Origin of the sequence: Photobacterium gaetbulicola (assembly GCF_003025515.1) — a bacterium.
GTDB classification, from domain to species: domain Bacteria; phylum Pseudomonadota; class Gammaproteobacteria; order Enterobacterales; family Vibrionaceae; genus Photobacterium; species Photobacterium gaetbulicola.
In genome coordinates, this window is the sequence record NZ_PYME01000001.1 from 328,332 (window position 1) to 352,651 (window position 24,320).

Consider the following 24,320-nt stretch of genomic DNA (forward strand, 5'->3'; position numbering starts at 1 on the left):
TTATCATAACGATAAGGCCCTCAATCTTGAGGGCTTTTTTTGTCGAGGGATGTTGCAACACGGCTAAACGCAAATATAAACACATTGTTCATCATTGGTTCATTTTGGCTGCTATACACTGCCAAACATGAAAGTACGATAGAAAAGAAGGTTAGCGATGAAAAATACACTTACCAGCATTTTTGCTTTAGTACTGGGTTTCTTCACTGTGACATTTGCAGCTGTCATGGGGTTATTCATCGGGTTGGGTGCACTGATTGCCAGACCGTTTATCAAGAAGAAAATCAATGCGGCTTACCAAGAGGCACTAAAGCAGCAGGGTTATAGCGATCAAAGTTTCCAGCAGGAAAACCAGGGGGCAACCTTCGATGGCGAATACGAAGACATTACCCATTCGGCACCGCACGGCTCAAAGCAGTCGATGGCGTGAGACCAACGGGGTGAGGAAGAAAAGCCCCAGCAGAATTGATAAAAGGCGCCAGCTCTGAGAGCTGGCGTTTTTTTATGGGCGATAATGTTGTTTAACGCAGTCGAGAAAGTTAGTCACATCTTGCTCTCTGGCATTGAACTGATATTTCTTGTTGTTACCGCGTAACTCAAAATGACCTTTGTCTTGTTTGACCAGAGTGGTAAAGATATCAAAAGCTTGCTTATCACTGGTGGCTCCGAGCATGACAAACCTTCCCACAGTGTGTTTGGTGCCATTGTTGCGCCAATTGGTGGTGAATACTTCAACCGGGCTGCCCGAACGGTAGTAGTGAAAATTTTCAAAGCCGGTAGGATGGGTGATATCTGTCTTTAGATCTACGTAGCGATTACGCATCGCGTTGTTGGTAATGACAGCAATCTGCAGATCGGGTGTAAACGTATTTTGTTGACTTTTCGTTAGGTGGTAGATGTCGAGACGGCACATCCTCTCATTGTTTAACGTTTCACTGGTTGGCTGAATTTGAGCGGTCACGTCGGCACTAGTTAAACATAAAATAAGCAAAATGACGGGAGTGAGGTGCTTCATACAGATGCCCTTGAAAACAACTCCCCCAAGCATAGTGATTTCTACTGCTCAAGCCCTGTCTTAATTTAGCTAATAAGATTAAATTCCAGTTGTTGGGTAGTTATGGGTTGTAGATTTTTGTTTTAACCATCCTGCGGTATTGGCTTGGGCTCATATTGTAGTGCTGCAAAAAACGGGTGGAAAAGTGATGTGCGTCCTTGTATCCAACTTGCTCGGCAACATCTTGGACTGACATGCCAAAGTCCCTCAGTAGTTGCTGCGCAGCATCCATCCTCAATCGCTGTAGGTGCTGGTGTGGGGTTTCACCGACTTGGTCTTTGAATTTTCGGTTAAATGTCCGAAGCGGTACGCCACACTGATCAGCGATACTCTGTGCGGTAATGGGATGGGCCAGGTTTCTTTTCATCCAATCCTGTGCCAAGGCAATCGATTCGTCAAACTGCAGCTCGCCGCCAATTTGGTAAAAAGGCTGCTGAGTCGATTTTGAAATTTCGTGGCCGAAATGGGTTTCTATTGTCTGTGCTGTCTTTTGGCCGAAGTACTCCGTAATAAGGTACAGGATCATTTCTGATTGTGAGTTGATACTGGTTGTACAGTAAATACCGTCGGCTGCAGTGATAGAGGCTTGGCGATTGAGATTGACTCTGGGGTAGCGGCTGGCAAAGGTATCGAAGTAGTACCAATGGGTAGTGGCAACTTGTCCATTGAGCAAGCCCGTCTCGGCCAGCCAGGCTACCCCGGTACCGGTTGCAACCAGCTTCGCGCCTTTCTGGTATTGCATTTTGAGCCAAGCAATAATTTCAGGCGAACGCCGAATCGATTGTTGTGGGTTTCCCCACATTGGCGGGAGGATCAAAATATCGAAGGGTTGCGGATCAGCGTAGGTTATATCGGGTTGCAGCTTGAGTCCAGCGGTCACCTTGGTCGGTGCCAGTTTGGGGGCAACTAATTTGATAGAAAATGGCTGGCTCCGCTGCTGTGCGCGTGGCCTTAAACTTGCGGCTGAACTGAGCATTTCGGCAGCAAGGGAAATGCCGGTAATTAATGCTCTTTCATAGAGCAGAAATCCAATCTTCATGGTTTATCAGTGACCTAGCTGTGTTCATCGCGTAATTGTATGGCTTATTTTACTATGGCTTGGCATTTTTGTCAGATAAATTGGCATAAATGTCAGATGAATGAACACTGTAAATTGATAATCTATGTGCTCTTTAAATTTGAGAGCAGGTTCAGGATGTCAAAGTTACCGCTAATTGTAGGCTTCGGTGGGATGAATGCCGCTGGTCGTAGTTCAGGTTTTCACAGCTACAAGCGCATGGTGGCAGATGTGCTTGCCGATCAGGATATGGCATCAACTTGGCAAGATCTGGCTCACCGCATGGGGCTTGCTGATGGGACGACGGTCGATCCAGAAGTCATTGACGCCATCAAGACTGGTACGTTAGTCCGTCGTATTGAGTCGTTTGATCCTGACAGCTTACGCTATCAATATAAAGCCGTTTTGAATGGCGGGCAGGAAACCATCACCTTTACGCTGCGCAAATCAAAAATGCCGACACGCATTCCTGACAATTGGCTGGTGGAAGAGCAGGGCAATAAAGTAACGATTACGGTCACAGGCGAGCTCAATGCTTTGCTCGAAGACCGTGTGACATTTTCTGTCACCAGTGGCGGTAATATCCCATCCGGGTTTGAACCCGGCAAGCTATATAATTCCCGTTTTCATCCTCGCGGTCTGACCTTGGCGGTGTACGGGGCTTCTGATGCCCTCAATTCCATGGGCTTGGATTGGGACGAGGTGCTGGGGCATATCAAACCCGATCAAGTTTCGGTTTACGCAGGCAGTGCGCTGGCTCAGGTTGACGAGAACTCGCTGTCTGGAATGTTGGCTGCCCCTTTGACTGGCGGCAGAGTCAGTTCGAAAATGATGGCCCTCTCACTCGCTGAGATGCCAGCTGACTTTATCAATGGCTATGTTATTAATAGTATTGGCACAACGGGCACCAGCATGGGAGCTTGTGCGACATTTTTGTACAACTTGCGCCAAGGTATGCTGGATATCCAGCAGGGCAATTCGCGCGTTGCTATCGTCGGTAACGCAGAGGCGCCAGTTGTCGCTGAAATCATGGAAGGCTTCCGTGTGATGGGCGCATTAGCCGAAGATGCTCAGCTCAAGGCATTGGATAACAGCGATACGGTCGATAATCGCCGTGCATGCCGACCGTTTTCATCGAATGCCGGTTTTACCATGGCCGAATCGAGCCAGTTTGTGGTTCTTATGGATGATGAATTGGCATTGGAGCTAGGGGCAACAGTTTATGGTTCGGTAGCTGATGTGTTTATCAATGCTGATGCTAATAAGAAGTCAATTTCGGCTCCCGGCGTGGGCAATTATGTAACCATGGCAAAAGCGACGGCATTGGCCAAAGCCATTTTAGGTGCCGAAGGGGTGAAACAAACCTATGTGCAGGCGCACGGTACTGGGACACCACAAAACCGGGTCACCGAAAGTCATATCCTCAACGAGGTGGCAAAAACTTTCAGCATTGATAATTGGCCGGTAGCGGCAATAAAGTCATACGTTGGCCATTCGATGAGTGCCGCTCCAGGGGATCAGCTGATCGCATCATTGGGGGTGTGGCAGTATGGCTGGATCCCGGGGATCAAAACGATCGACCATATTGCAGACGATGTCCACCAGACGAATCTGAACATCTTGACTGATCATCACTTTGCTGGTGAGAATGGCGAAGATTACAAGGGGGTCATCCTTAACGCTAAAGGCTTTGGCGGAAATAATGCGTCGAGCCTGGTGCTATCGCCGCAGCAAACCATGTCAATGCTGTCGAAAAAATACAGTGATGATGTGATGTCAGCCTATTACAACAAAAATAAGCTTGTCTCTCAGCATGCGGTTGCCAATGATGTTGCAGCGTGTGAGGGGCAGGAGCTAATCCGCTATCACTTTGGTGAAAGTGTCATGGATGAAACTTCCGTGGTGATGACCCCAGAGGTGGTAAAACTCTCCGAGTTTGCCGTATCGATTCCGCTGGCAACCGAGAATCCTTACGCAGACTATAGCTAGGTCACTGTCCCATTTCGTGATCTTCAGGAAGCGAATACAAGCCGCTGTTATTACGCAGCGGCTTTTTTATGGTAGCTTGAGAATTCCTATAAGAAAAACGGAGTCTAGTACGTTGGCAAACGTTATGTTGGTTGCGAACCTCAATTGTGATCGGGTGCTGCAACTGAAAGAATCGCTGCAGGCGGGTGGAAGACATCATTATCAAGATCTCGGCCGTCGCTTGGGTGGTGGCGGTGCGAATACCGGGCTTGCTCTGGTTTATGCTGGCCACCATGTTGCACTGGTTAGCCAGGTCGGCCGTGATGAGACGGCGGACTGGCTATTGGCTGAGGCAAGCCTGAAGGGATTGAACTGCTCGTTGTTACAGCGTAACGATATTGTCACCCCGGAGCTGATGCTGCTGATGACACCTGATGGCGAAAGAACCATTATCCGCCCAGAGCGGCCGGCATTTTCGTTAGGGCCTGCACCGGATTTTTCTCTCTGGGATGGTATCTATATCAATTCGAGTGCAGAAGGTATCGCGCAGTGGGCGAAAAATGCACTCGAGCAGGATGTAGGTGCTTGCGGGAATAGCAAAAAATCTGTGCTAGTTGTTGCCCAACTTCCCAAAAGCCTAACTCGGCGCCCATGCCAAGTACTTATCACTTCCCGCTCAGATTTGGATGCCCATATCTTGTCGTCGGATAGTCCCTCGTCAGTAAACGATATTGGCCCTTTTGAGTATGCCAAAACGGTAGCAGGGGAATCGCTGGAGTACTTCATTGTCACTGATGGTGAAAAAGGTGCCACTGCCTACAGTCAGGCAGGGCAAGAGTATGTGCCAGCAGTTGAAACTGAAGTTGTTGATACGACCGGAGCCGGCGATGCCTATGCCGCAGGAGTTATCCACGGGTTATTGGCAAAGCAATCTATTGCCGAAGCGATGGCTGTCGGTGCTAAGTGGGCTGCGATTGCGGTAGCGACACCCAGCTCAGTGCCGGGAGACGAATTTAAAGCGTTTTTAGCACGGTAAATGTAACGGGCGGGAACATGCCTCAGAAATGAAAAGGGTTAGCCGTTGGCTAACCCTTTCTTTATCCCTTTGTTTGAAGATCCGTTACTTCTTCAATTTGGTGATTTTCGATTTATTCAACACTGCACGGCGCAGGCGAGCACGACGCTCTGCATCTGACTGGTCCGTTGGGTTGTTGGTACGGCCACGGCGGTCACGGAAAGCAGCTTTGTTGTGGATTTTATCCAATAGCGCATCACGGCTCTTCGGCTCGTAACCGGTTAGCTGGATACGTTTAATACGTTGCTTGATCAGGTTTTCTACCTGCTGCAGCGTCAGCTCTTCATCGCGACTGACAAAAGAAACCGCATGTCCTTGCTGTCCAGCACGGCCAGTACGGCCAATACGGTGGACATAATCTTCAGCCAGGAAAGGCATGTCAAAGTTTACTACGTGCGGTAGGCCTTGGATGTCCAAGCCACGTGCTGCGACTTCGGTGGCAACCATGACTCGTGCTTTGCCTTCTTTGAACTCGTCAAGGGCGCGACGACGAGCGCTTTGTGCCTTGTCACCATGGCAAAGTACGGCTTTGATGCCGTCAAGCTTCAGCTCTTTGACCAGCTCGTTTGCTGTTTCTTTGTAGTTAACGAATACCAGTACCTGCTGCCAGTTTTTCTTACCGATCAGCTCAGACAGAAGCTCACGCTTGCGATCTTGGTCGACAGGATAAACCACGTGAGCAACAGTATCTGCTGTCGCGTTTTCCGGGCTGACAGAAATGCGCTTTGGTTTGCGCATGATGTCGTTAGCTAGTTTGTTCATCTGGGCAGAGAACGTCGCGGAGAACAGCATAGTCTGTGGGTGGTTGCGGATATCACCCATGATCAGGCGGATGTCGGAGACAAAGCCCATGTCCAGCATACGGTCAGCTTCATCGAACACCAAGAACTCAAGGTTTGCCAGCGTAACATTGTTAAGCTCCATGTGCTCAAGCAGACGGCCTGGTGTGGCCACCAAAATGTCCAAACCTGGTTCAAGCTTCTTCTCTTGAGAGGCCATCTTGGTGCCACCATAGACTGCAGCGACTGAGATGTCCGTGTACTTGGTGTAGTCCTCGATGTTTTTGGCAATCTGGGCTACCAGTTCACGAGTCGGGGCCAAGATCAGCGCGCGTACATTGAACCGGCCACGCGGCTTAGGGTTATCCAGGATCTGCTGGATAATAGGCAAGGCGAAAGCGGCTGTTTTACCGGTACCTGTTTGGGCATTGGCAAGAATATCGTTTCCGCGACGAGCGTGTGGGATCGCTTGTTTTTGGATTGGAGTTAATTTCTCATAGCCGCACTCGGTAAGTGCGCGAACAATTTCCTGAGAAAAGTTTTGTGATGCAAATGACATTCTTCTTTCCTAAAGCAGACGGCTGAGCCTGACAAAAATATGGCCGAAGATTATAGATGAATATTAGACAGCTGTGGGGACTAATTTGGAAAAAATGATGTTAATTTCGGCAGTTGGTGTGGGGGAGTTAAGTTTTTGGGCTTAAATGATTAGGCTGAGGTAGGTTTTTTCAGCCCAAATCAATTTTTGCTTATACACTGGAGGTCACTTTTGCGATACAGGCCAGAGTGTTAGCCAGCTTGCGCAGTTAAGTGAATCGGAAGATCCTTTGGTAGCTGCTGATTGTTGGTGAAGATTTTATCGAACTGTTTCATTGGTGATACTTTGACGGCAGCAAAACGTTCCCACTTACTGGCATCAGCCACTAACCATTGCTTGCGGCTGTTTCGAATGATCGCTTTAGAAATGTCGGCCTCAATATCTTCATGCTCCATCACAAAATGGCTGTTGGTAACGGACGCGCAGCCGCATATGCCGATATCTGCTTCAAAACCGTCGAAGAAATCTACGGCGCTACTGCCCATGATATCCTGGTGGTCACGTCGAAATTGGCCGCCAGCCAGATAGATCTCGATGTTATCATTGGCTTCAAGGATCTGCATAACCTGCAGGTTGTTGGTAATTACCCGTAATGCGTTTTTTGCCAGCAGGTGTCGGGCAAGGTGGGCGAGTGTAGTACCAATGCCAATCATGATCGTTGAGCCATCCGGGATACAAGCGGCAACAGTGGCTGCCAATTCACTCTTGGCTGTCGATTCGACATCAGAGCGATAGCGATAGCTGGTATTGGTCAAGGATGCTGGCAGGCTGACACCACCATGTACCCGGCGTGCTAACCCTTGCTCGCAAAGATAATTCACGTCCCGGCGAATAGTTTGTGTCGTGACGGCAAACTTCTCGGCGAGATGGTCAATTTGTACTTCGCCCTCAGCCCTTATAGTTAAAAGGATCTGGTGTTGGCGTTGATTCAGTTCCATGTTCTTCTCTAGTGTCAGCCTACGAGCGTAGGCCGACGCTCGTAGGCTCAAAATTTATCCGGCGCATCTGTGATGATGCTGTCGACACCCATATCAAAAAAATACTGTGCTTTGTCTGCGTTGTTCAGTGTCCAAATCTTGAGTACATACCCGGCATTTTTGATGTTTCTGGCAATAGCCGGAGTCAAAATATGGTGATCGATATGCACGCTATAAGCTTGACATGCTTGGATAGACGACAGGCTGAAGTTGTTCCATACCTCACAAATAAAGCCGCGACGGACCTCGGGCATCAGTTGCTGGCATAGCTCTAGTGCTTTTTTTTGAAAACTGGAAAAAAGCAGTTTATCAATCGGGTAGCCTTTTTCTCTGATCAATGCCACGACGCTATTAACTAAAGGTTCAATTTGCTCATCATGATGAACTTTGAGTTCGAGGTTGAGGGTCAACCCAAGGCTTAGGCAAGCATCGAGGGCCTCTACAAGGGTCGGGATACGCTCATTGGCATAGCTTGGGTGAAACCAACTGCCCGCATCAAGGCGCTTGAGCTGGGCCAGGGTTAAATCGGCAATTCTCCCTTTGCCGTCGGTGCACCGGTTGACCGTTTCATCATGGATGACAACAGGGATGCCATCGGCACTTAACTGGGTATCAATTTCCACCCACTTTACACCCGCCTCGGCGGCTTTGTTAATGCTGGCTATTGTGTTTTCAGGTGCAAGTGCGGCAGCGCCGCGGTGGCCTGTGATCATATCGTTCCTACAATGATAATGCATGTTCATTTGAAAATTTACATAACAGTATGTGGCTTATGTTACCGCAATATGACAATAAAGCTTAGTTCTGCAGCACTATAGCTTAGCCATTGGTTGCACTGAAGCTGCTGAAAAAAGGCTGCTTTCAGTGCTGCGTTCAGGTGAGTAACGAAAGCCTAATTTTGTGTTCATATGAATGTAATATTTTCATTTCATACTCGCTGCCGAAATTCGTTATTCAACCGAATAAACATATTGAAGGCTAAAAGAAATGAAAAAGCTACTAGGCACTGTATTAACCGCAACCGCATTACTGGTTGGGTGTGGAGAAGCGGATAACCAGACGGCAGGTACAGCAGCACCGATTGATCTTAATATGAGCTTGGTGTTCTCGCCCAACGAGTTGCTGACACAGGAGTTGGTCAAGGCAACGGATATGATTCGTGAGCGCACGGATGGCGCGGTGAACATCAAGGTTTTTCCGGGGGGACAGCTACCGGTATACAAAGATAACCTAGAGCAGGTTGTCAATGGTGCCAACTGGATTGCGGTAGAAGATCTTAGTTACCTAGGGGATTACGTTCCGGACTTCGCAGCCTTGGCTGGGCCAATGCTGTACAACACCTACGATGAATACCTTGCGATGATGAAAACCGACTACGTTGCCGGTTTGAAGGCACAGGCAGAGGCTAAAGGCATCAAAGTCCTGAACGCGGATTACATGTTTGGTTTCCGCCACATGATCACTAACAAAGAAATCGTTAATTCTGAAGATATGAAAGGTATGCGGATCCGCGTTCCGCAAAGTCAGCTGTTTATCAGTACGCTCAAAGCCATGGGCGCCGCGCCGGCAGCTCTGCCATTTCCTGAAACCTACGCCGGTGTACAGCAGGGGGTTGTCGATGGTCTCGAGGGTTCCATCTTAACCATGTACTCGACCAAGATTTACGAAGTGGCGAAGCATATGTCTCTGACCAAGCACTTCTTGGGTACCGTCGGTCTCTATATCTCGCCATCAGTATGGGACAGGTTTACCCCGGATCAGCAGCAGATCATTATCGAAGAGCTGAGTGCGGGGGCCAAGTCCAACACGGCTGAATTGGTCAAGCTGGATCAAGAATACACCGAGAAACTAGAAGCCCTAGGGGTAACTTTCAACGAGGTTAACTCGGAACAATTCAACCAGCTTACGGCAGAGGTATACAACCAGTTCCCGTCGTGGAGTGAAGGTGTTCATGCCACCATTATGAACGAGCTGGCGACTATCCGGGCCGATCAGGGCTGATCAACAGCGTCAAGCTAGGATCGTTGGTGAAGTATGGAGCACCAGCGATCCGTTGTCTGGTTTGGAGAAAAATGTGTTTTTGATTCGTAACATAGAAGAAATATTGGCTTCAATGGCTATTAGTATCACCGTATTAGTAGTGATTGTGAACGTGGTTCTGCGCTACGGTTTTGGTTTTGTTGTGCCATGGAGCGAAGAGCTTTCTGTGGTGTGCTTCATTTGGGCTGTTTATCTCGGTATTAGCTCTTGTTACAAACACAAACTGCATATGGGGGTTGATGTGGTGGTGGCTTTGTTGCCGCCAAAAGCAAAGCGGCCCTTCAAATTACTGGTATCGCTATTCTTGCTCGCGCTGAACATCCTCATGGCCGTGCTGAGTTACCAGTATACGATGCTGTCAAATAAAGTGACCCCAGTGATGGGAATGTCTTATTTCACGATTAACGGTGTGTTGTTCATCAGCTTTGCCCTGATGGCACTGCATACAGTGAAATTTATTATCGAAGATATCAACGTCCTTAAATGTAGTAAGTAATAGGTTATTTTGTGGAAAGTTATCTACCTATTGTCATTCTGTTTGTTCTTTTCTTAATGAACATCCCAATTGCTTTCTCGTTGATTGCTTCAGCGATGGTATATTTTTTATTTCTCAATAACTCGATCCCAGTGACTCTGGTGATGCAGCGCTTCATCAGCTCAGCTGAATCTTTTCCGTTATTGGCGATTCCCTTTTTTATCATGGTCGGTTCGGTAATGAACTATGCAGGGATCAGCCGAAGTTTGCTAGCATTTGCCGATGCTATGATAGGGCACAGGACCGGTGGTTTGGCCCAGGTCAATGTCGCCTTGAGTACCCTGATGGGGGGGATCTCGGGTTCTGCTAATGCTGATGCGGCCATGCAGTCGAAAATCCTGGCTCCTGAGATGACCAAGCGAGGATATGATCTTCCTTTTACCGCAGCGGTAACAGCGGCTTCATCCAGTATCAGTCCGGTTATACCGCCTGGTATTAACCTGATTATCTTTGCCCTGTTAGCCAATGTGTCAGTACACCAGATGTTTATCGCCGGTTATGTTCCTGCTTTTTTGATGGCGATTTCCCTGATGGTGACGATTGCATTTATAGCCAGGAAGCGACACTACAAGCCATCTCGTAGTGAGGCGGCAACGGCAAAAGAGCGTTGGCAATATTTCCTTGCCGCTATCCCTGCCTTGTTGATCCCGTTTGGTATCATCCTTGGTATGCGCTTTGGTTTGTTTACCCCGACAGAAGCCGGTGCTATCGCCGTCTTGCTTTGTACCTTGATTGGGGTGTTTATTTATCGCCAGTTGGGGATCCGCCACTTACCGTTGATCTTGCGCGAAACGGTGCAGGGGACCAGTAGTGTCATGTTCATCATCATTGGTGCTATGGTGTTTGGGTATTATATGACGCTGGAGCAGATCCCCCACAATGTTGCCGCGGCGTTGATTGAGCTGACAGACAATAAGTACGTATTGTTATTACTGATAAACATGTTGCTACTTGTGGTGGGGATGTTTATCGAAGGGGGGGCTGCGATGATTATTCTTACCCCATTATTGCTGCCAGCTGTGTTGAATCTGGGGGTGAACCCGGTTCACTTTGGCATTATTGTCATCGTCAATATTATGATAGGCGGGGTAACGCCACCCTTTGGCTCAATGATGTTTACGGTTTGCGCCATCCTTAAAGTAAAAATGGTCGATTTTGTCACGGAAGTGCTGCCTTTATTATTGGCACTGTTTAGCGTATTGATGCTGCTGACATTTTCAGAAAGTTTGGTGATGCTGTTGCCGAATATGTTGTAACTCTGCATCCGGTTGCCAAACGTGGCGAGGATAGGAAGAAAGGAAATTGAGGTTGATATGAATTCCGATACGATGAGCCTATCACCAGATTGGAAAAAAATAGAATGGGTTTTAACTGATGTCGATGATACGTTGACTTGGCAGGGGCAGTTACCGCCGGAAGCATTGATTGCTATGCAGCAACTGCGAAAGGCTGGGAAAAAGGTCGTCGCTGTGACCGGTGCTTGCGCAGGCTGGGGGGATCACATTGCTCAACTTTGGCCGGTCGATGCCGTTTTGGCAGAAAACGGCGCGGTGATCATGGAAAAACAGGGTGGTTTCTTGACCCTTCGTTCGGCTATCCCAATAGAGGAAATCCGCAGTAGACAGCAGCGGCTTAAGTCAGAAATTGAAGCGATTTTGGAGGATTACCCTGGTTTGAACTTGACCTTGGATCAAGCCTACCGAGTCTGTGAAGTAGCGATTGATATTGGTCAAAACCGACCTAAGCTCGATAGCCGTATTGTGGATGAGATCGTTGCGCGCATACATGCCCTGGGAGCGAATGCAACAGCAAGCTCTATTCATATCAACGCATGGTACGGCAAACATTCCAAAAAAGCGACAGCGACAGCCTTCCTCAAGGAAAAGGGGTTGACCGTTCAGCAGATCAAGCAAACAGCATGCTATGTAGGTGATTCAATGAATGACCAATATATGTTTGAGCTGTTGCCAATGAGCGTCGGTGTAGCAAACATCCGGCATTACTGGCAGCAGTTAGTATTCAAACCACAAGTTGTGATGTCACAACCCGGCGGTTTTGGTTTTGCCGAATTTTCCAGCCAGCTACTGGCGCTCAAGTAACAATCAAAAACAGGCCGGTAACGGCCTGTTTTTTTATGGCCTCGCATTCTCGAGGCTACCACCAATCGCAATAAATGTTGTACGCTTGCATTTTGGGCAGTAATACTTGTATTCGCTTTTATGGGTGATGTGGCGTTCAATAAAGCTTCGCCTCACTCTGGTCATTGCAATATGTATCCCGCAGTCTTTACACATATCCGTATGTTTACCTCAACTGTCAGTTTATTGTCTTATTGTTCAAACTCTTGACTCGCAAGAGTTATAAAAGCGGAAATGTGCTTACTTGGCAATGGAAGGTGTTTCATAACTGAGACGGATTGAGATAATTATCAGTAGGGAACAATTAGCTACACAGTAAGTGATGACAAATTTGACAGAATTTTCGACCAAACTGTGATGCTTGTTATATAATCTCCGGTCAAGCAATTTATCCTGGCACTCGGCTACGGGATATTGTGAAGTAAAATAAGGTAACTACATGAATTTAAATCAAGAGCTTCAGAGTCTAAATAACCGTTTAGATAAACTTCGTCGTAAGTTGGCTGGGGCACAAGAGCGCGGTGATCAGGCAATTGCAGGTCAGGCTACGCAAGAAATCGAGACCATTACTAAAAGAATCAATAAAGTTAAGCACCAGACTAAGCGTCAACTTAACAAAAAAGGGTCTGATGTGAAGTCACTGGCATTTAGCCGTCCGCTGACCAAAGCCGAACAATCCGACATGGGTAAGCTGAAAAAATCAGTCAAAGGTCTGGTTGTTGTCCATCCAATGACGGCGCTTGGACGTGAAATGGGTATCTCCGTTGTTACTGGTTTTGCGCCGAAAGAGTTCTAATCAGTCAACATTGAATCTTGAGGATCAGCCTTCTTTGGCTGATCGGATACTGGCTTGGGAGCGTTACGCTCCTGAGTTTGGTTTGTTTCCAACCGGCATAAAACATTGAAGCATTCTTATCGGGTATTGTTGCTATCAAGGTAGAAAGTAACAGGTATTAAGATTTTAATTTAATGATTTATAATGGTTTTTATAACTTAAAGGAAAGTTGCATGAAGCTGTCTGTTCTGGATCAAGCACTGTTCGATCACCTATACCGTGATATTCGTGAATTTCGTAATACTTTTGACTTGGATATCGAGTCGCCTTCCAGTTTGAACGAACAGGCTGATGCATTACATACTTCACTGGCGGTCGAAGAACTGACCGAGCTGGCGGAAGCCGATTCGTTGGTTGAGCAAGCCGATGCGATTGTGGATTCCGTCTACGTATTGATGGGACGTCTGGTTCATCTGGGTGATGACAAAGTAGAGTCTAATATTGGTATCAGTTACCTGATTGACTTGCTGCTACAGATCGCCAAGCGCTTGGGCTTTGATTTTGTCGCTTGCTGGGATGAAGTACATTCGAGCAATATGAGTAAGGTTTGTCGTAACGAGCAAGAATTCGAAGAGACCAAGTCTTTCTATGCCGAGCAGGGTGTCGAGATTGTGGGTAGCCAGAAGGGTGAATTCATTATTGCCAAATGTGCGAAAGACGTTGATCTCGGTGGCAAACTTGTCCGCCAGGGTAAAGTTCTAAAATCAGTATACTACCGACCAGCCGATCTGGTTAAGCTAGTGACAGCGTAACATCCAGTAGCTGTAATTAAAGCTCGGTAAAGTGAGAACAGGTCGTTCTTACTGCCGAGCTTTTTTGTCTCTAGACTGCAATAACTAAAATATAAAGACATTCAATACTATGCCTTCAAAATTACAACCACAGCCTTCTTCTGAATTGCCACTTGGCCGCCAGTTGTTTGACATGACCTGGCCGATGTTATTTGGTGTGCTTTCCCTTATGAGTTTCCAGTTGGTTGACAGTGCCTTCATTGGTCAACTGGGCGTTTTGCCGCTCGCCGCCCAGGGGTTCACCTTGCCGATGCAAATGGTGATCATTGGCTTACAGGTAGGGTTAGGGATTGCAACGACATCGTTGATCTCACGGGTGCTGGGAAGCGGAGATTATCAGCGAGCCAAACAACTTGGCGGTTTGGTGGTCATTACCGGCGCGGCCAGTGTTTTGCTGATATGCCTGTCTATCTGGTTTGCCCGAGGAGGGGTCTTACAGTTGCTCAGCGCTCCCGAAGATGTCTATTCGGTTATTGATGGCTACTGGCCTGTCTGGTTAGCAAGTTCATGGTGTGGGGCAATGCTGTATTTTGCCTATAGCTTGTGCCGTGCCAACGGTAATACGATGCTACCGGGTATCATGATGGTGGTAACTAGCTTGCTGAACATGGCTCTGGATCCTTTGTTCATTTTTACTTTTGACATGGGCCTGGTCGGGGCGGCCTGGGCGACTGTTGTCGCCTTCACTGTGGGTATGATAGCAGTGTACCCAAAAGTGATTCAGCGTCACTGGTTGAGCTTTGACTGGAAGGGCTTGGATATTTGGGCTTCGGTGAAAGAACTGGTCAATATTATGGCACCGGCAATGCTTAGCCAACTGCTGCCTCCGGTGTCATCTATGTTGGCAACAAAGCTGGTAGCAGGTTTCGGTGCGGCAACGGTGGCAGCCTGGGCTCTGGGTTCGAGATTGGAGTTTTTCTCAATAGTCATTATCCTAGCGCTGACTATGTCGATGCCGCCAATGGTAGGGCGTTGGCTCGGCAAGGGAGAGCTGGACAAGATCAAGTCTTTGGTTTCTCTGGCCGTTAAATTTGTTTTAGTATGGCAACTGGTAATCGCCGTCCTGCTGTTCATCTCTATCTCGCCGTTAACTTCTTTACTGACCAGCGAAGCTGAAGTGGGCCATATTCTTGCGCTTCACCTCACTTGGGTGCCTTTGAGCCTTGGTCCCCTGGGCATTTGTATGTTGATGGTGTCTGTCTGCAACGCGCTGACGATGCCAATGCGTGCTTTGGTCATTTCAGCGCTACGCTTGTTTGTTTGTTTTTTACCGCTGCTTTGGATTGGGGCAAATTATGGCGGAATCGAAGGACTTTTCTTGGGCGCGATGTTTGGCAATGTAATGGCTGGTGCCGTAGCCTGGGGATGCTATCAGCGCGGCATGCGTGCTGTTGAAGCAAAGTTTGTCGTACGTTGCTAGCAATGGCGTAAAGCACATAACTAAAAACAATTATTTGGATTGGAATGGATGAAAACGTTTACTATTGATGCACAGACCATGCACTATCAGGATATTGGCGAAGGCCCGGTTCTTGTCTTCGGCCATAGCTATTTGTGGGACAGCACAATGTGGGCGCCGCAAGTCGAGGTATTAAGTCAGTCTTACCGTTGTATCGTACCGGAATTCTGGGGGCACGGGGCCTCTGCACCAGCGCCAGAATCAACGCGTAGCTTAAAAGATTATGCCAATGACGTACTTAGCTTGCTTGATGACTTGGGAATTGAGACGTTTTCACTGGTGGGGTTGTCATCTGGTGGAATGTGGGCGACAGAGTTGGCAATTAAAGCGCCTGCACGGGTCAAGAGCCTGGTACTGATGGATACTTTCGTGGGTCTAGAGCCGGAAGTTGTCCATACCAAGTATTTTGCAAAGCTGGCAGAGATTGAAGAGAAGAAGGCCTTATCGCCTGACATTGTAAACTTTTTCGATGAGCGTCAGTTTTCCGTATTAGGTAAAAATGATCCTGTCCGTGCTGCGTTTAGGCAGAGGCTGCTTGATGCGGATAAAGATAGGGCACTGGCTTTGGCAAAGGCTGGGCGAATGGTATTTGGCCGCCGTGACATGTTTGAAGATGCTGAGATGCTCGCGTTGCCGACACTCATTATGGTGGGCGCGCAAGACAGTATGCGTCCTGTTCTCGAGTCGCAGCTCATGCACGACGGCATTACCGGCAGTGAGTTTGTCTTGATCCCGAATGCGGGCCACATTAGCAATTTAGAGCAGGCTGATTTTGTGACGGGCAAACTGCAGCGCTTTTTTGCTGGGTGTGTGAGCCGATAGCCACTGGAGACCTAACCCCTGTATTGACCAATATTTCGATAAAAAAAGAGCCAGTGACTTTGTGACTGGCTCTTTTGCTATGGGCAGTTTACTGCGGATGGAAATAACCCAAGATTATTTGAGTTGCTCGCAGTAGAGCGGTAGGTTTGATGCTTTGGCTGCAAGTGCCTGCTGCATCTCAGTCACTAGTTGTTGCTGGTTTGGTAGCGGTAGTGCTGCGACATCACAAATAAGCGAGCCATGTTCGTGGTCAGTGAACAGCATGCCGCAGGCTGCCGGTTTGCCTTTTAAGAAGCCGACAAACAGCTGTGCCGGTGAAGCGTCTTCAAACATGATTTGAGTCAGATATTCAATAATGGCTTCTTTGTCTGATTCATCCTGCCATCGGTTGGCAAGAACTAGAGCATATCGGATAGTGAGAGGGTGGCAGTCTACAGGGTAGATGGTCAGTGAGTCAGTGTTGGGGGAATCAGACGTTTGGCAGGTCCCAAATTCGAGTGATGCCTGCGCATCTTGGTATAAGGCAAGGCCTTGTTCACTGAGAGGGGTTGGGAACTCCGCTTCGGTGATATGGCTTGCCATCCACCGGTTTTTTCGTTCGATGAGCTGTTTCATCTGGACTACTGACCGTTCTTTTTGCTTTGATTGCCAACACCATACCGCAAAAGAATCCCTGTGGGTATGGCTGGCGTTTTATTTGCTCAATTAATGACTGATTATAACCTCATCACTGGCAATACGGTGCCTTTCGCTGTAGATACCATCGTCGGCACGTTTGCCACAGCTGATAATCATGGTGATTTCGGCGTCTTTGTGCAAACCGAGCAGCGCTTTGGTACGTTTAGAATCAAAGCCTTCCATTGGGCAGGTATCGTAACCTTCGGCGCGCATTGCGGTCATGAAGGTCATTGCGGCCAAGGAACTACTTTTATGTAGGCAGACACGCAGATCAGCTTTGCTGACTTCTCTTACCATAGGTTTTTTTATTCCCAGTAATGCACTGAGGATTTTCCTAGCAAAACCGAAGATCCCAAGGCGATCGTTGTTATAGACAAACGGGATCAGTTTTTCATAGTACTTCAGAGCGCGCTTGGCGGTTGCATCTTCTCGGCCCTCGAAGGCTTGCCGGATTTGCGACGCGTTCATCTCTGCCCGGCCTTTCCATTTTTGCGGGGTAACTACAAACGCGACTAATTCATTGGCGGTCTTGGCTGCATTTTGTCCCATGCAGTATTGCGCGAGCTGGTCACGCTTTTCTTGGTTGATGACACGGTGAAACTCCCAGAGCTGCATGTTGGAGCTATTTGGTGAGAGAGTCGCGAGTTCCAGGGCGCGGGCGACGGCCTCATGATCAAATGATGCAGCTTGATCGTATTTGCGTACAGAGCGCCGGGAATGAATAAGGGAGCTAAAAACGGTTGATGATTCAGACATGTTGGTAAGTAAAGTTATGAGCCTAGCATCACTATACCTGTTTTGACTCTCGCCCCATAGTCGGTGTTTTAAATTGATCAGTGTTTATCGAAGAAGTCTTTATTGCGAATGTACTTGTTCATGTAATGATAGGAGATTGGCCTTAGTAGCCAGCTGACAATGGAGCGGTACAGCCTTGCTAGCGTGGGCGTATCTTCATAGATCTTGCCATTGTGCAGCCACAACATTTTGCCGACGTGCCAGAACATGAATGGAATTGGTGGGAGAAAGGTAACGATATCCAGATCACAGCAGATACGGTAGGTTCTTTTGGCGAGGGGATAATCTTGCTTGAAGCTCCAACATCCGGTAGCGGGTTGGCCAAAGGTAACAATACGCTTAATCGCGGTTGGTTGTTGCTGGTAGAGACGATGTGCTACCAATATTGCCATTGCACCGCCGGAGGAGTGGCCAGTAAAGGTAATTTTCTTCCCCTGTTTAATTTGAGGGAGAAGAACCTTTTCGATTTGCTGGTACAGCGTCAGTCCATTTTGCTGGTGGTTATTTTCGCTAGCCTGCAACAATTCGGCTCGCATTGCCTCGCTGATATATGGGTTTGGTTTGATGCCTGTAGTCTTGCTGCTTTGTTCCAACAACGAATAATAGCCCCAGTGGACGCGACACCACTTAGTGCCGGTTCGGATTTTCTTGGGAAAGCAAGCAAGGTTTATTAACCAGTCCCATAAACTTTGGGAGCCTTTGAACACCACAACCACCTCACTTTCCTTGCCCCACAGAATACGAATAATCGTACGGCCCCAGCGATCAGTGATTTCATGGCGGCCATTTTTATCGAATCCGTATAGGGTGTGATTGAATGTGGTGGGATAAGCAAGGTTGCAAAGAATGGCGTAGCGCTCGTATTGGTAACGCTTGAGTGGTTTCATTCAGTGTTGCTCCTTATCTTGTTGATGTAGCTCTGAATCCAGCAACACATAGTCAGTCTGTCATAAAATATATAGCTTAAATATGTGACATTTAGACGATGACGATGATTTTGCTTTGAAGGTGATCACTTTGCCCATAATAAACTGTCAGGCAAGTTTGGATGGAGGGGGGATTCATTGCGTGCAGATCAAATTTTATGAAATTGGCTGCTTAATATTTGTCCAACGCGTGTTCAATTTGATATAAGTATAGGTGGCTGGTTTTTCATACTTTTTTATTCACTTGACGCAGATACATGGCAGGTAACACATGATGGAATATGATGTTAATTCTCACCCTTTGATGAAACTTGGTGAAGCGGCTCAACCAGAAGCGTTCGTTAAGTATTTTCAGCATATGCTGTTGGCCGGTAAGGCTATCGAAACCATGACAGTCGATAGCACCAAAATGATGCTCGAGCAGAGTTATCAGCATGGTCTTAAACTGATCGAAGACATGGATAGGCAATTTGCCAACCGGAATGATCAACAACAATCATTATGCTTTCCTTTTGATCTTATGGATCAGGTAACCAAGAACATGGCCGATCAATGGAGTGTATTGGCGGGGCTGCCAACGAGCTCGGTAGAACAGCTATCTGAGAACCTCGAGTTGGCAAAAGCCAAAGAGGTCGAGTTGTCAACACTCGTGGCTGAACAAGAAAGCCATATTAATGAATTGAACCAATCGGTTTTGGACAGCCAGGCACAAGTTACCAAGGCGACAAAAGCAAAACAAACAGCGCAGCGAAATGCCCGTAAAGCAAAGTCAGATCTTGAAGCTGCGATCGAAACCAATAAACAGCTCGAAGATCAGCTCGGTCAGCTTGAGGTGGCAAAGGCTGAAACGATAGAAGAAAATCAAGCGCTGAACGAACAAAACACAGAACTTAAACAACAACTTGCCAGCCTGCAAGCCCAGCTGGAGGCGGTTAGCCAAGGTTCGTAATTGGCAGCTGGATGATCCAATGTGAAGGCGCCTGCGGGCGCTTTTTTTGTGCTCTTTTCGCCTGAATGGCGACTTATCAGCAGTACAAAATTATTTGGTCTCTTTCCTTAGAATGCAAATGCCAATTTCGTGACGTTAATATGGGTAAATTGTTTCTTTTGTGTTAATACTGATGGCGTAACTGAATGATTAATTTAATGTCTGGCGAAAACATAGCTGACTTACAGGGCTGTCGTTGGATGTGGTAGGAGTGAGTATGAGTGACAGAAGGCGCGAAGTAACACTGAGGTTTTTGGCTGAGCCCGGTGATGTTAACTTCGGTGGCAAGGTGCATGGCGGGGCTGTGATGAAGTGGATCGACTTAGCAGCATATGCGTGTTCTGCAGGTTGGAGTGGTAAATACTGTATCACGGCTTATGCTGGTGGGATCCGTTTCGTCAAGCCTATCCACGTTGGTAATTTGGTAGAAGTCACGGCAAAGGTAATATATACCGGGCGCTCTTCTATGCATATTGCGATCGACGTCCAAGCTAGCGATCCAAAAGAGCTGAAAAACCAACTTACGACCCATTGTATTGTGATCATGGTTGCGGTTGATGAAACCGGTCAGCCAACAGATGTGCCTGAATGGGTACCTCAGACAGATGAAGATAAAGTGCTAAGGCAGTCCGCTATCCGGCTCATGAATATGCGAAAGGAAATCGGCGAAGAGATGGAGGCGCATGTTAAGTATATAAAATGAGCAGTGCTGAGGCGTTTTTTTGGGGTAGATCAACAAAGAAAAGGCTAATCAACACCAAACGCAACTGATAGTTATAATCATTACCGTTTATGTGGTGAGGTAAAAAGGTCAATGGACTCAGTTATTTTGTTTGGTGCAAGCCGAGGCCTCGGTTTTGAAGTTGCTCGATACCTTTGTGCGATAGGGATTGAAGTTCATGCGATGGTACGTAAGTGCGAGAGTGTAGCTGCACTTGAGGAGATGGGCGTTAATGTTGTTGTTGGTGATGCGCTAGATCGGGAGCAGATCAAATCGTTACTAGACCTATCACCTGATAATGCGGTTGCTGTATCGACGATGGGGAGTTTTCAAACTGATATTCCGGTTGATTACATTGGACACCGCTTGGTTATAGACGAACTCGAGCAGCGAAACATACGCCGTTTTGTAATGGTTACGTCGTTGGGTTGCGGTGATTCTTGGCAATATTTGTCTGATAAGGCGAAGGCCGTATTTGGAAAGTCTGTAAGGGAGAAAAGCCTAGCCGAATCTTGGTTGGCAACCAGTCAGCTGGATTACACGATCCTTCGCCCTGGCGGGTTGCAAGACGGCGAAGTGACAGAGCAAGGCGAACTTTACACTGATAGTGAGATACATGGGCTGATTACTCGAAGTGAAGTTGCCCGTATGATTTACCAGTTGCTTTGTGATGATAGTACGATCGGCAAGGTTTATGCCTGTGTCGATCCAGTCTTTACCAATAACATCAATAAATAGCGCTGTTGTCCGGTTTGGAGCTAGTAATAAAGCCATCAGAAATGATGGCTTTTTTTTGTTGCTAAATGTTTAACCAATTGACGGAAAAGTTAATGAAGGCTATTCTAGCTTACAGTTGTACGCTCAATGGATAGGATCAAAAGGATGACCACTACCAAACCTCCTGTATTGTGGCTAAACGTTACGATATTCACCTTAACTTTTCTGATTGCCGTCATAGCGACACCTTTGTATGCCTATTTTGTTGGTTTTGATGGTGCGCAATGGCTCATGCTGCTGTTTGCTTTCTCATTCTGTGGTTTGTCGATTACGGCGGGCTACCATAGGCTCTGGTCGCATAAGACGTATGAAGCCAATTCTGTTGTGAGATTCATTTATGCTATTGGTGGAGCTTTTGCACTGCAAAATAGTATCTTGCACTGGTCTTCAGATCACCGTATTCATCATCGCTATGTCGATAATAATGATAAAGATCCTTATTCAGCCAAAAGAGGCTTTTTTTACAGCCATATTGGCTGGATGCTCAGGGAGTACCAGGCGAGTCGCTACAGTGACTACAGTAACTGCCGTGATTTGCAGAAAGACAAGATCGTAATGTGGCAGCATAAGAACTATGTCACTTTGGCTATTTTGACTAACTTCGGTTTCCCGCTGTTATTTGGTGTCCTCCATGGAGACATTTGGGGGGCGCTACTGTTAATTGGCGTTGTTAGGTTGGTACTCAGCCATCATACAACCTTTTTTATCAATTCTTTGGCCCACATATGGGGGTCTCAGCCATATACTGACAAGAATACTGCCCGTGACAATGGCGTGTTGGCTTTGCTCACATTTGGCGAGGGTTACCATAATTTCCATCACATTTTTGAAAATGATTACCGTAATGGGATCCGCTGGTGGCAGTTTGACCCGACAAAATGGCTAATTAAGTCATTGTCTTGGATTGGCGTAACAAAAAACCTACGTATTAGCCCAGAAGATCGCATCGAGAAAGCGAAGGTTAGAATGCTTCACCGTCGTGTTCAGCAGAGGCTGATGGTTAACGAAGCCAGCCTTAGCAATCAGCTTAAACTAGCCAGGCTGGACGAAGAATACGAACTTCTTTTGCAGAAAATAGCGGATTACTACGAAGCAAAGAAGCGGTTGATTGAGTTAAAGAAACAGAACTTGCTCAAGCATTATGAAAGTTTTGAGTTCTTACAGCAATACAATGAAATGAAGCGGATGCTAGAAGAGCAGCGCCAATCATGGCAACGACTTACAGCACAGTACGTGTGATCCTACATAGCAGCAAGCACAAGGCGGGGACTTCCCCGCCTTTTTTGACTTGATGATTGGTCACAAGTTAAGCTCTCAGAAAATCATTGACGTTTTGTTGACGTTGGCAGCTGTTGTCACCAGTAGAATCGTCACATTACGTCTCATTTCTGCTAATGAGGTTAATCATCAAACTTAAGCAGAATGAAATTTGCCATAATTAGGGGATCTTTAGATGGAGGTACTGGTGTGAGACGCTTGTTGTTAATGCTACTCGCTGGTGTAATGTCTTGCTCGGCTCAAGCAATTGAATACCAAAAGCCCAATGCAGATAGTAAGTTAGTAGGCGTCATGGAGTACTACCAAGTAAACAATGGCGATAGCTTACTGGATATTGCCAACAAATATAATGTTGGTTTATTGCAACTGATGGCAGCTAATCCTGGGGTCGATCCTTTCTTGCCTACGCCTGGCTCTTTGTTGACCATCCCTATGCAGTTGATTTTGCCCAATGCGAAGCGGCAGGGTATTGTGATCAATTTGGCTGAATTACGTTTGTACTATTTTCCAAAAAATAGCGAAAAAATGTACGTTTTTCCTATCGGGATAGGCCGGGTAGGGCGTGAAACACCCAAAATGACAACCAGCATCAGCCAAATGATTGAAAATCCGACCTGGACACCCACTGCAAATATTCGTCGGGAGTATCGTGAAAAGCACAATATCGAGTTGCCGGCGGTAGTTGCAGCAGGCCCTGAGAACCCATTGGGTGATTATGCGATGAGACTTTCATACGGTAGCGGGCAGTACTTGATCCATGGAACCAATAAGGATTTCGGTATTGGTATGCGAGTGAGCTCTGGCTGTATACGAATGAACCCATGGGATGTTGAGTGGTTGTTTAGCCAAGTGTCTCGTGGCACAAGGGTGCAGATCATCAACCAGCCGCTGAAATATGCCGTTGAATCTGACGGTAGTGTTTATGTTGAAGTTCATGAGCCTCTGTCAAGAAGCGAAAAGCAATTGGGTGAATTCAAAACAGTGGAGGCACCTGATAGCTTGTTGGTAGAAGTGGCTGGCAACAATCATGCCTATCACAATCTTGAGTTTGCGCTATTGAAACAATCTGGTGTTCCTCAACTGTTGAATTAACGCTACCGAAGTGTCAGCCAGTTATCTGGTGAGCTAACATTGTTTACTTGATAATTTGCATCAAAAAGAGCCACCGAATGGTGGCTTTTTTTGTTTGGTGATTATAGCGCTTGCCCCAGGACAGGAACGGCGAGTGAAGCAATCATTTCTGGAGAGGTATTTAACGTTTCAGCTATCTGCTCGATTTTGCGACCTGAACGAGACAGTTTGATTGCCTCTCGCATTAGCACACATGATTCGATTTCTTTTAACGAGAAGCCAGTAAAGGCTGTGATTTCTTCAATGGCTTTATTGTCTGTGACCTTGTCACCTTTAAGCAAAGACGATAGGCAAAGCTGGTGGTGGCCATTCAAAGAAGGGCTGGTAGACTTGCTGTTGACCTTTAACTTGGCCACTTGGTCAGCAAGGACTCTGAGTAAATTCCCACTTTCTCCGTCTAATGTTATGTCATTGCCCAGCTTTAGCAATTTGCCCAGCTCTTTGGCAACGGCACTAATTAACGGCGTCAGGCGGAAGAAGCCAGCTTCACGGCAAATGGTCGTAGTTAGACGAGGAGAGAATTCAACTTTACTGTAAGTCGACCCAGGCATGATTGTAACGGCATGTAGGCAGTCGAAAGGGATGAAGAATCCAGATCCGGCCGTCACTGTATATTCCGCTTTACCTAAGCGGATAAATGCACACCCAGAAGTCATGATAAGCATGTAGGCAGTATGGCTTTTTTTTCTTGACCCTACGTCCAGAAAAGTGTGTTGATGCAGTGAATAATCAATAGCCTGTTTCATAGTTAATCTCTAGCAATTTAGCTGTCACATGTTGTTCGCTTTTGATAGAAGCGTCAACTGATCGGGGAATTTTAACAGATAAACGCTGCTTTTTTGGCTAGAAATGCTATCAGTTAGGCAGACATGTCAGGATTCAAAAGGTAAAGTGCTTT

Annotated in this window: 25 protein-coding genes; 16 read left to right on the top strand and 9 right to left on the bottom strand. The window is 47.1% G+C overall.

Translation table 11 applies throughout. The annotated features are described in order from the left end of the window. Positions 1-157: 157 nt before the first annotated feature. Positions 158-430, top strand: a complete 273-nt coding sequence (locus C9J03_RS01320) for a hypothetical protein (RefSeq protein ID WP_044621031.1) — start codon at positions 158-160, stop codon at positions 428-430. A 72-nt stretch (positions 431-502) separates the two neighbouring features. On the opposite strand, the gene C9J03_RS01325 is transcribed toward C9J03_RS01320, so the two are convergent. Continuing rightward, positions 503-1,015 (bottom strand): hypothetical protein, encoded by a 513-nt coding sequence (locus C9J03_RS01325; RefSeq protein ID WP_044621891.1) that lies wholly within the window; start codon positions 1,013-1,015, stop codon positions 503-505. A 100-nt stretch (positions 1,016-1,115) separates the two neighbouring features. Further along, a complete protein-coding gene (locus C9J03_RS01330; RefSeq protein WP_044621032.1) occupies positions 1,116-2,093 on the bottom strand; it encodes a GlxA family transcriptional regulator in 978 nt (325 codons plus the stop codon). A gap of 156 nt (positions 2,094-2,249) precedes the next feature. Between C9J03_RS01330 and C9J03_RS01335 the strand changes: the two genes are divergently transcribed. Together C9J03_RS01335 and C9J03_RS01340 are read left to right on the top strand one after the other, a co-directional pair. After that, on the top strand, positions 2,250-4,100 hold the full coding sequence (locus tag C9J03_RS01335) for a beta-ketoacyl synthase (protein ID WP_044621033.1): 1,851 nt from the start codon (positions 2,250-2,252) through the stop codon (positions 4,098-4,100). A gap of 112 nt (positions 4,101-4,212) precedes the next feature. Further along, on the top strand, positions 4,213-5,115 hold the full coding sequence (locus C9J03_RS01340; protein ID WP_044621034.1) for a PfkB family carbohydrate kinase: 903 nt from the start codon (positions 4,213-4,215) through the stop codon (positions 5,113-5,115). Positions 5,116-5,199: 84 nt separating this feature from the next. Here C9J03_RS01340 and C9J03_RS01345 read toward each other — a convergent pair whose 3' ends face one another. The 3 genes from C9J03_RS01345 to C9J03_RS01355 all read right to left on the bottom strand — a co-directional run bounded on the left by C9J03_RS01345 (position 5,200) and on the right by C9J03_RS01355 (position 8,221). Next, on the bottom strand, positions 5,200-6,492 hold the full coding sequence (locus C9J03_RS01345) for a DEAD/DEAH box helicase (RefSeq protein WP_044621035.1): 1,293 nt from the start codon (positions 6,490-6,492) through the stop codon (positions 5,200-5,202). A gap of 230 nt (positions 6,493-6,722) precedes the next feature. Further along, positions 6,723-7,469 carry a DeoR/GlpR family DNA-binding transcription regulator gene (locus C9J03_RS01350; RefSeq protein ID WP_044621036.1) on the bottom strand — a complete coding sequence of 249 codons (747 nt, stop codon included), beginning with the start codon at positions 7,467-7,469 and terminating at the stop codon, positions 6,723-6,725. A gap of 47 nt (positions 7,470-7,516) precedes the next feature. Next, a complete protein-coding gene (locus C9J03_RS01355; protein ID WP_044621037.1) occupies positions 7,517-8,221 on the bottom strand; it encodes a glycerophosphoryl diester phosphodiesterase in 705 nt (234 codons plus the stop codon). Between the two features lie 274 nt (positions 8,222-8,495). Between C9J03_RS01355 and C9J03_RS01360 the strand changes: the two genes are divergently transcribed. The 8 genes from C9J03_RS01360 to C9J03_RS01395 all read left to right on the top strand — a co-directional run bounded on the left by C9J03_RS01360 (position 8,496) and on the right by C9J03_RS01395 (position 16,128). Beyond that, positions 8,496-9,509: a C4-dicarboxylate TRAP transporter substrate-binding protein gene (locus C9J03_RS01360; protein ID WP_044621038.1), complete on the top strand. Its 1,014-nt coding sequence runs from the start codon at positions 8,496-8,498 to the stop codon at positions 9,507-9,509. Between the two features lie 73 nt (positions 9,510-9,582). Next, complete coding sequence (locus tag C9J03_RS01365; RefSeq protein WP_082060468.1) at positions 9,583-10,044, top strand: TRAP transporter small permease; 462 nt, start codon at positions 9,583-9,585, stop codon at positions 10,042-10,044. Positions 10,045-10,055: 11 nt separating this feature from the next. Continuing rightward, positions 10,056-11,339: a TRAP transporter large permease gene (locus C9J03_RS01370; protein ID WP_044621039.1), complete on the top strand. Its 1,284-nt coding sequence runs from the start codon at positions 10,056-10,058 to the stop codon at positions 11,337-11,339. Between the two features lie 57 nt (positions 11,340-11,396). Next, a complete protein-coding gene (locus C9J03_RS01375) occupies positions 11,397-12,182 on the top strand; it encodes an HAD-IIB family hydrolase (RefSeq protein ID WP_044621040.1) in 786 nt (261 codons plus the stop codon). A gap of 478 nt (positions 12,183-12,660) precedes the next feature. After that, positions 12,661-13,017 carry a YibL family ribosome-associated protein gene (locus tag C9J03_RS01380; RefSeq protein ID WP_044621041.1) on the top strand — a complete coding sequence of 119 codons (357 nt, stop codon included), beginning with the start codon at positions 12,661-12,663 and terminating at the stop codon, positions 13,015-13,017. Between the two features lie 212 nt (positions 13,018-13,229). After that, on the top strand, positions 13,230-13,808 hold the full coding sequence (locus tag C9J03_RS01385) for a nucleoside triphosphate pyrophosphohydrolase family protein (protein WP_039465844.1): 579 nt from the start codon (positions 13,230-13,232) through the stop codon (positions 13,806-13,808). Positions 13,809-13,917: 109 nt separating this feature from the next. Then, positions 13,918-15,267, top strand: coding sequence for an MATE family efflux transporter (locus C9J03_RS01390; protein WP_044621042.1), 1,350 nt, complete (start codon positions 13,918-13,920; stop codon positions 15,265-15,267). Between the two features lie 48 nt (positions 15,268-15,315). Beyond that, positions 15,316-16,128, top strand: coding sequence for an alpha/beta fold hydrolase (locus C9J03_RS01395; protein ID WP_044621043.1), 813 nt, complete (start codon positions 15,316-15,318; stop codon positions 16,126-16,128). Between the two features lie 114 nt (positions 16,129-16,242). Here the strand turns inward: C9J03_RS01395 and C9J03_RS01400 are convergent, their stop codons facing one another. The 3 genes from C9J03_RS01400 to C9J03_RS01410 form a co-directional block, all read right to left on the bottom strand. After that, positions 16,243-16,743 carry a hypothetical protein gene (locus tag C9J03_RS01400; protein ID WP_044621044.1) on the bottom strand — a complete coding sequence of 167 codons (501 nt, stop codon included), beginning with the start codon at positions 16,741-16,743 and terminating at the stop codon, positions 16,243-16,245. Positions 16,744-16,833: 90 nt separating this feature from the next. After that, complete coding sequence (locus C9J03_RS01405; protein WP_044621045.1) at positions 16,834-17,562, bottom strand: nitroreductase family protein; 729 nt, start codon at positions 17,560-17,562, stop codon at positions 16,834-16,836. A gap of 77 nt (positions 17,563-17,639) precedes the next feature. Beyond that, entirely contained in the window at positions 17,640-18,488 is an 849-nt protein-coding gene (locus C9J03_RS01410) for a lipase family protein (protein WP_044621046.1), read from the bottom strand. Between the two features lie 310 nt (positions 18,489-18,798). Here C9J03_RS01410 and C9J03_RS01415 point away from each other — a divergent pair, with 310 nt between their 5' ends. From C9J03_RS01415 to C9J03_RS01435, 5 genes are all read left to right on the top strand, one after another. After that, a complete protein-coding gene (locus tag C9J03_RS01415; protein WP_146149051.1) occupies positions 18,799-19,476 on the top strand; it encodes a hypothetical protein in 678 nt (225 codons plus the stop codon). A gap of 256 nt (positions 19,477-19,732) precedes the next feature. Beyond that, on the top strand, positions 19,733-20,218 hold the full coding sequence (locus tag C9J03_RS01420; protein WP_044621048.1) for an acyl-CoA thioesterase: 486 nt from the start codon (positions 19,733-19,735) through the stop codon (positions 20,216-20,218). A 111-nt stretch (positions 20,219-20,329) separates the two neighbouring features. Continuing rightward, positions 20,330-20,974 carry an SDR family oxidoreductase gene (locus C9J03_RS01425; RefSeq protein ID WP_044621049.1) on the top strand — a complete coding sequence of 215 codons (645 nt, stop codon included), beginning with the start codon at positions 20,330-20,332 and terminating at the stop codon, positions 20,972-20,974. Between the two features lie 144 nt (positions 20,975-21,118). Further along, positions 21,119-22,252 carry an acyl-CoA desaturase gene (locus tag C9J03_RS01430; RefSeq protein ID WP_039465824.1) on the top strand — a complete coding sequence of 378 codons (1,134 nt, stop codon included), beginning with the start codon at positions 21,119-21,121 and terminating at the stop codon, positions 22,250-22,252. Positions 22,253-22,480: 228 nt separating this feature from the next. After that, the gene (locus C9J03_RS01435; RefSeq protein ID WP_039458952.1) at positions 22,481-23,383 is read left to right on the top strand and encodes a L,D-transpeptidase family protein; all 903 of its coding nucleotides are present in this window, start codon (positions 22,481-22,483) and stop codon (positions 23,381-23,383) included. A 101-nt stretch (positions 23,384-23,484) separates the two neighbouring features. Here the strand turns inward: C9J03_RS01435 and C9J03_RS01440 are convergent, their stop codons facing one another. After that, the gene (locus C9J03_RS01440) at positions 23,485-24,168 is read right to left on the bottom strand and encodes an AraC family ligand binding domain-containing protein (protein ID WP_044621050.1); all 684 of its coding nucleotides are present in this window, start codon (positions 24,166-24,168) and stop codon (positions 23,485-23,487) included. Between the last annotated feature and the right edge of the window lie 152 nt (positions 24,169-24,320).

Coding starts and splice junctions, on each gene's coding strand:
- C9J03_RS01320 (WP_044621031.1), top strand. CDS start 158: ATGAAAAATACACTTACCAGCATTTTTGCTTTAGTACTGGGTTTCTTC.
- C9J03_RS01325 (WP_044621891.1), bottom strand. CDS start 1,015: ATGAAGCACCTCACTCCCGTCATTTTGCTTATTTTATGTTTAACTAGT.
- C9J03_RS01330 (WP_044621032.1), bottom strand. CDS start 2,093: ATGAAGATTGGATTTCTGCTCTATGAAAGAGCATTAATTACCGGCATT.
- C9J03_RS01335 (WP_044621033.1), top strand. CDS start 2,250: ATGTCAAAGTTACCGCTAATTGTAGGCTTCGGTGGGATGAATGCCGCT.
- C9J03_RS01345 (WP_044621035.1), bottom strand. CDS start 6,492: ATGTCATTTGCATCACAAAACTTTTCTCAGGAAATTGTTCGCGCACTT.
- C9J03_RS01350 (WP_044621036.1), bottom strand. CDS start 7,469: ATGGAACTGAATCAACGCCAACACCAGATCCTTTTAACTATAAGGGCT.
- C9J03_RS01355 (WP_044621037.1), bottom strand. CDS start 8,221: ATGATCACAGGCCACCGCGGCGCTGCCGCACTTGCACCTGAAAACACA.
- C9J03_RS01360 (WP_044621038.1), top strand. CDS start 8,496: ATGAAAAAGCTACTAGGCACTGTATTAACCGCAACCGCATTACTGGTT.
- C9J03_RS01375 (WP_044621040.1), top strand. CDS start 11,397: ATGAATTCCGATACGATGAGCCTATCACCAGATTGGAAAAAAATAGAA.
- C9J03_RS01380 (WP_044621041.1), top strand. CDS start 12,661: ATGAATTTAAATCAAGAGCTTCAGAGTCTAAATAACCGTTTAGATAAA.
- C9J03_RS01385 (WP_039465844.1), top strand. CDS start 13,230: ATGAAGCTGTCTGTTCTGGATCAAGCACTGTTCGATCACCTATACCGT.
- C9J03_RS01390 (WP_044621042.1), top strand. CDS start 13,918: ATGCCTTCAAAATTACAACCACAGCCTTCTTCTGAATTGCCACTTGGC.
- C9J03_RS01395 (WP_044621043.1), top strand. CDS start 15,316: ATGAAAACGTTTACTATTGATGCACAGACCATGCACTATCAGGATATT.
- C9J03_RS01400 (WP_044621044.1), bottom strand. CDS start 16,743: ATGAAACAGCTCATCGAACGAAAAAACCGGTGGATGGCAAGCCATATC.
- C9J03_RS01405 (WP_044621045.1), bottom strand. CDS start 17,562: ATGTCTGAATCATCAACCGTTTTTAGCTCCCTTATTCATTCCCGGCGC.
- C9J03_RS01410 (WP_044621046.1), bottom strand. CDS start 18,488: ATGAAACCACTCAAGCGTTACCAATACGAGCGCTACGCCATTCTTTGC.
- C9J03_RS01415 (WP_146149051.1), top strand. CDS start 18,799: ATGATGGAATATGATGTTAATTCTCACCCTTTGATGAAACTTGGTGAA.
- C9J03_RS01420 (WP_044621048.1), top strand. CDS start 19,733: ATGAGTGACAGAAGGCGCGAAGTAACACTGAGGTTTTTGGCTGAGCCC.
- C9J03_RS01425 (WP_044621049.1), top strand. CDS start 20,330: ATGGACTCAGTTATTTTGTTTGGTGCAAGCCGAGGCCTCGGTTTTGAA.
- C9J03_RS01430 (WP_039465824.1), top strand. CDS start 21,119: ATGACCACTACCAAACCTCCTGTATTGTGGCTAAACGTTACGATATTC.
- C9J03_RS01440 (WP_044621050.1), bottom strand. CDS start 24,168: ATGAAACAGGCTATTGATTATTCACTGCATCAACACACTTTTCTGGAC.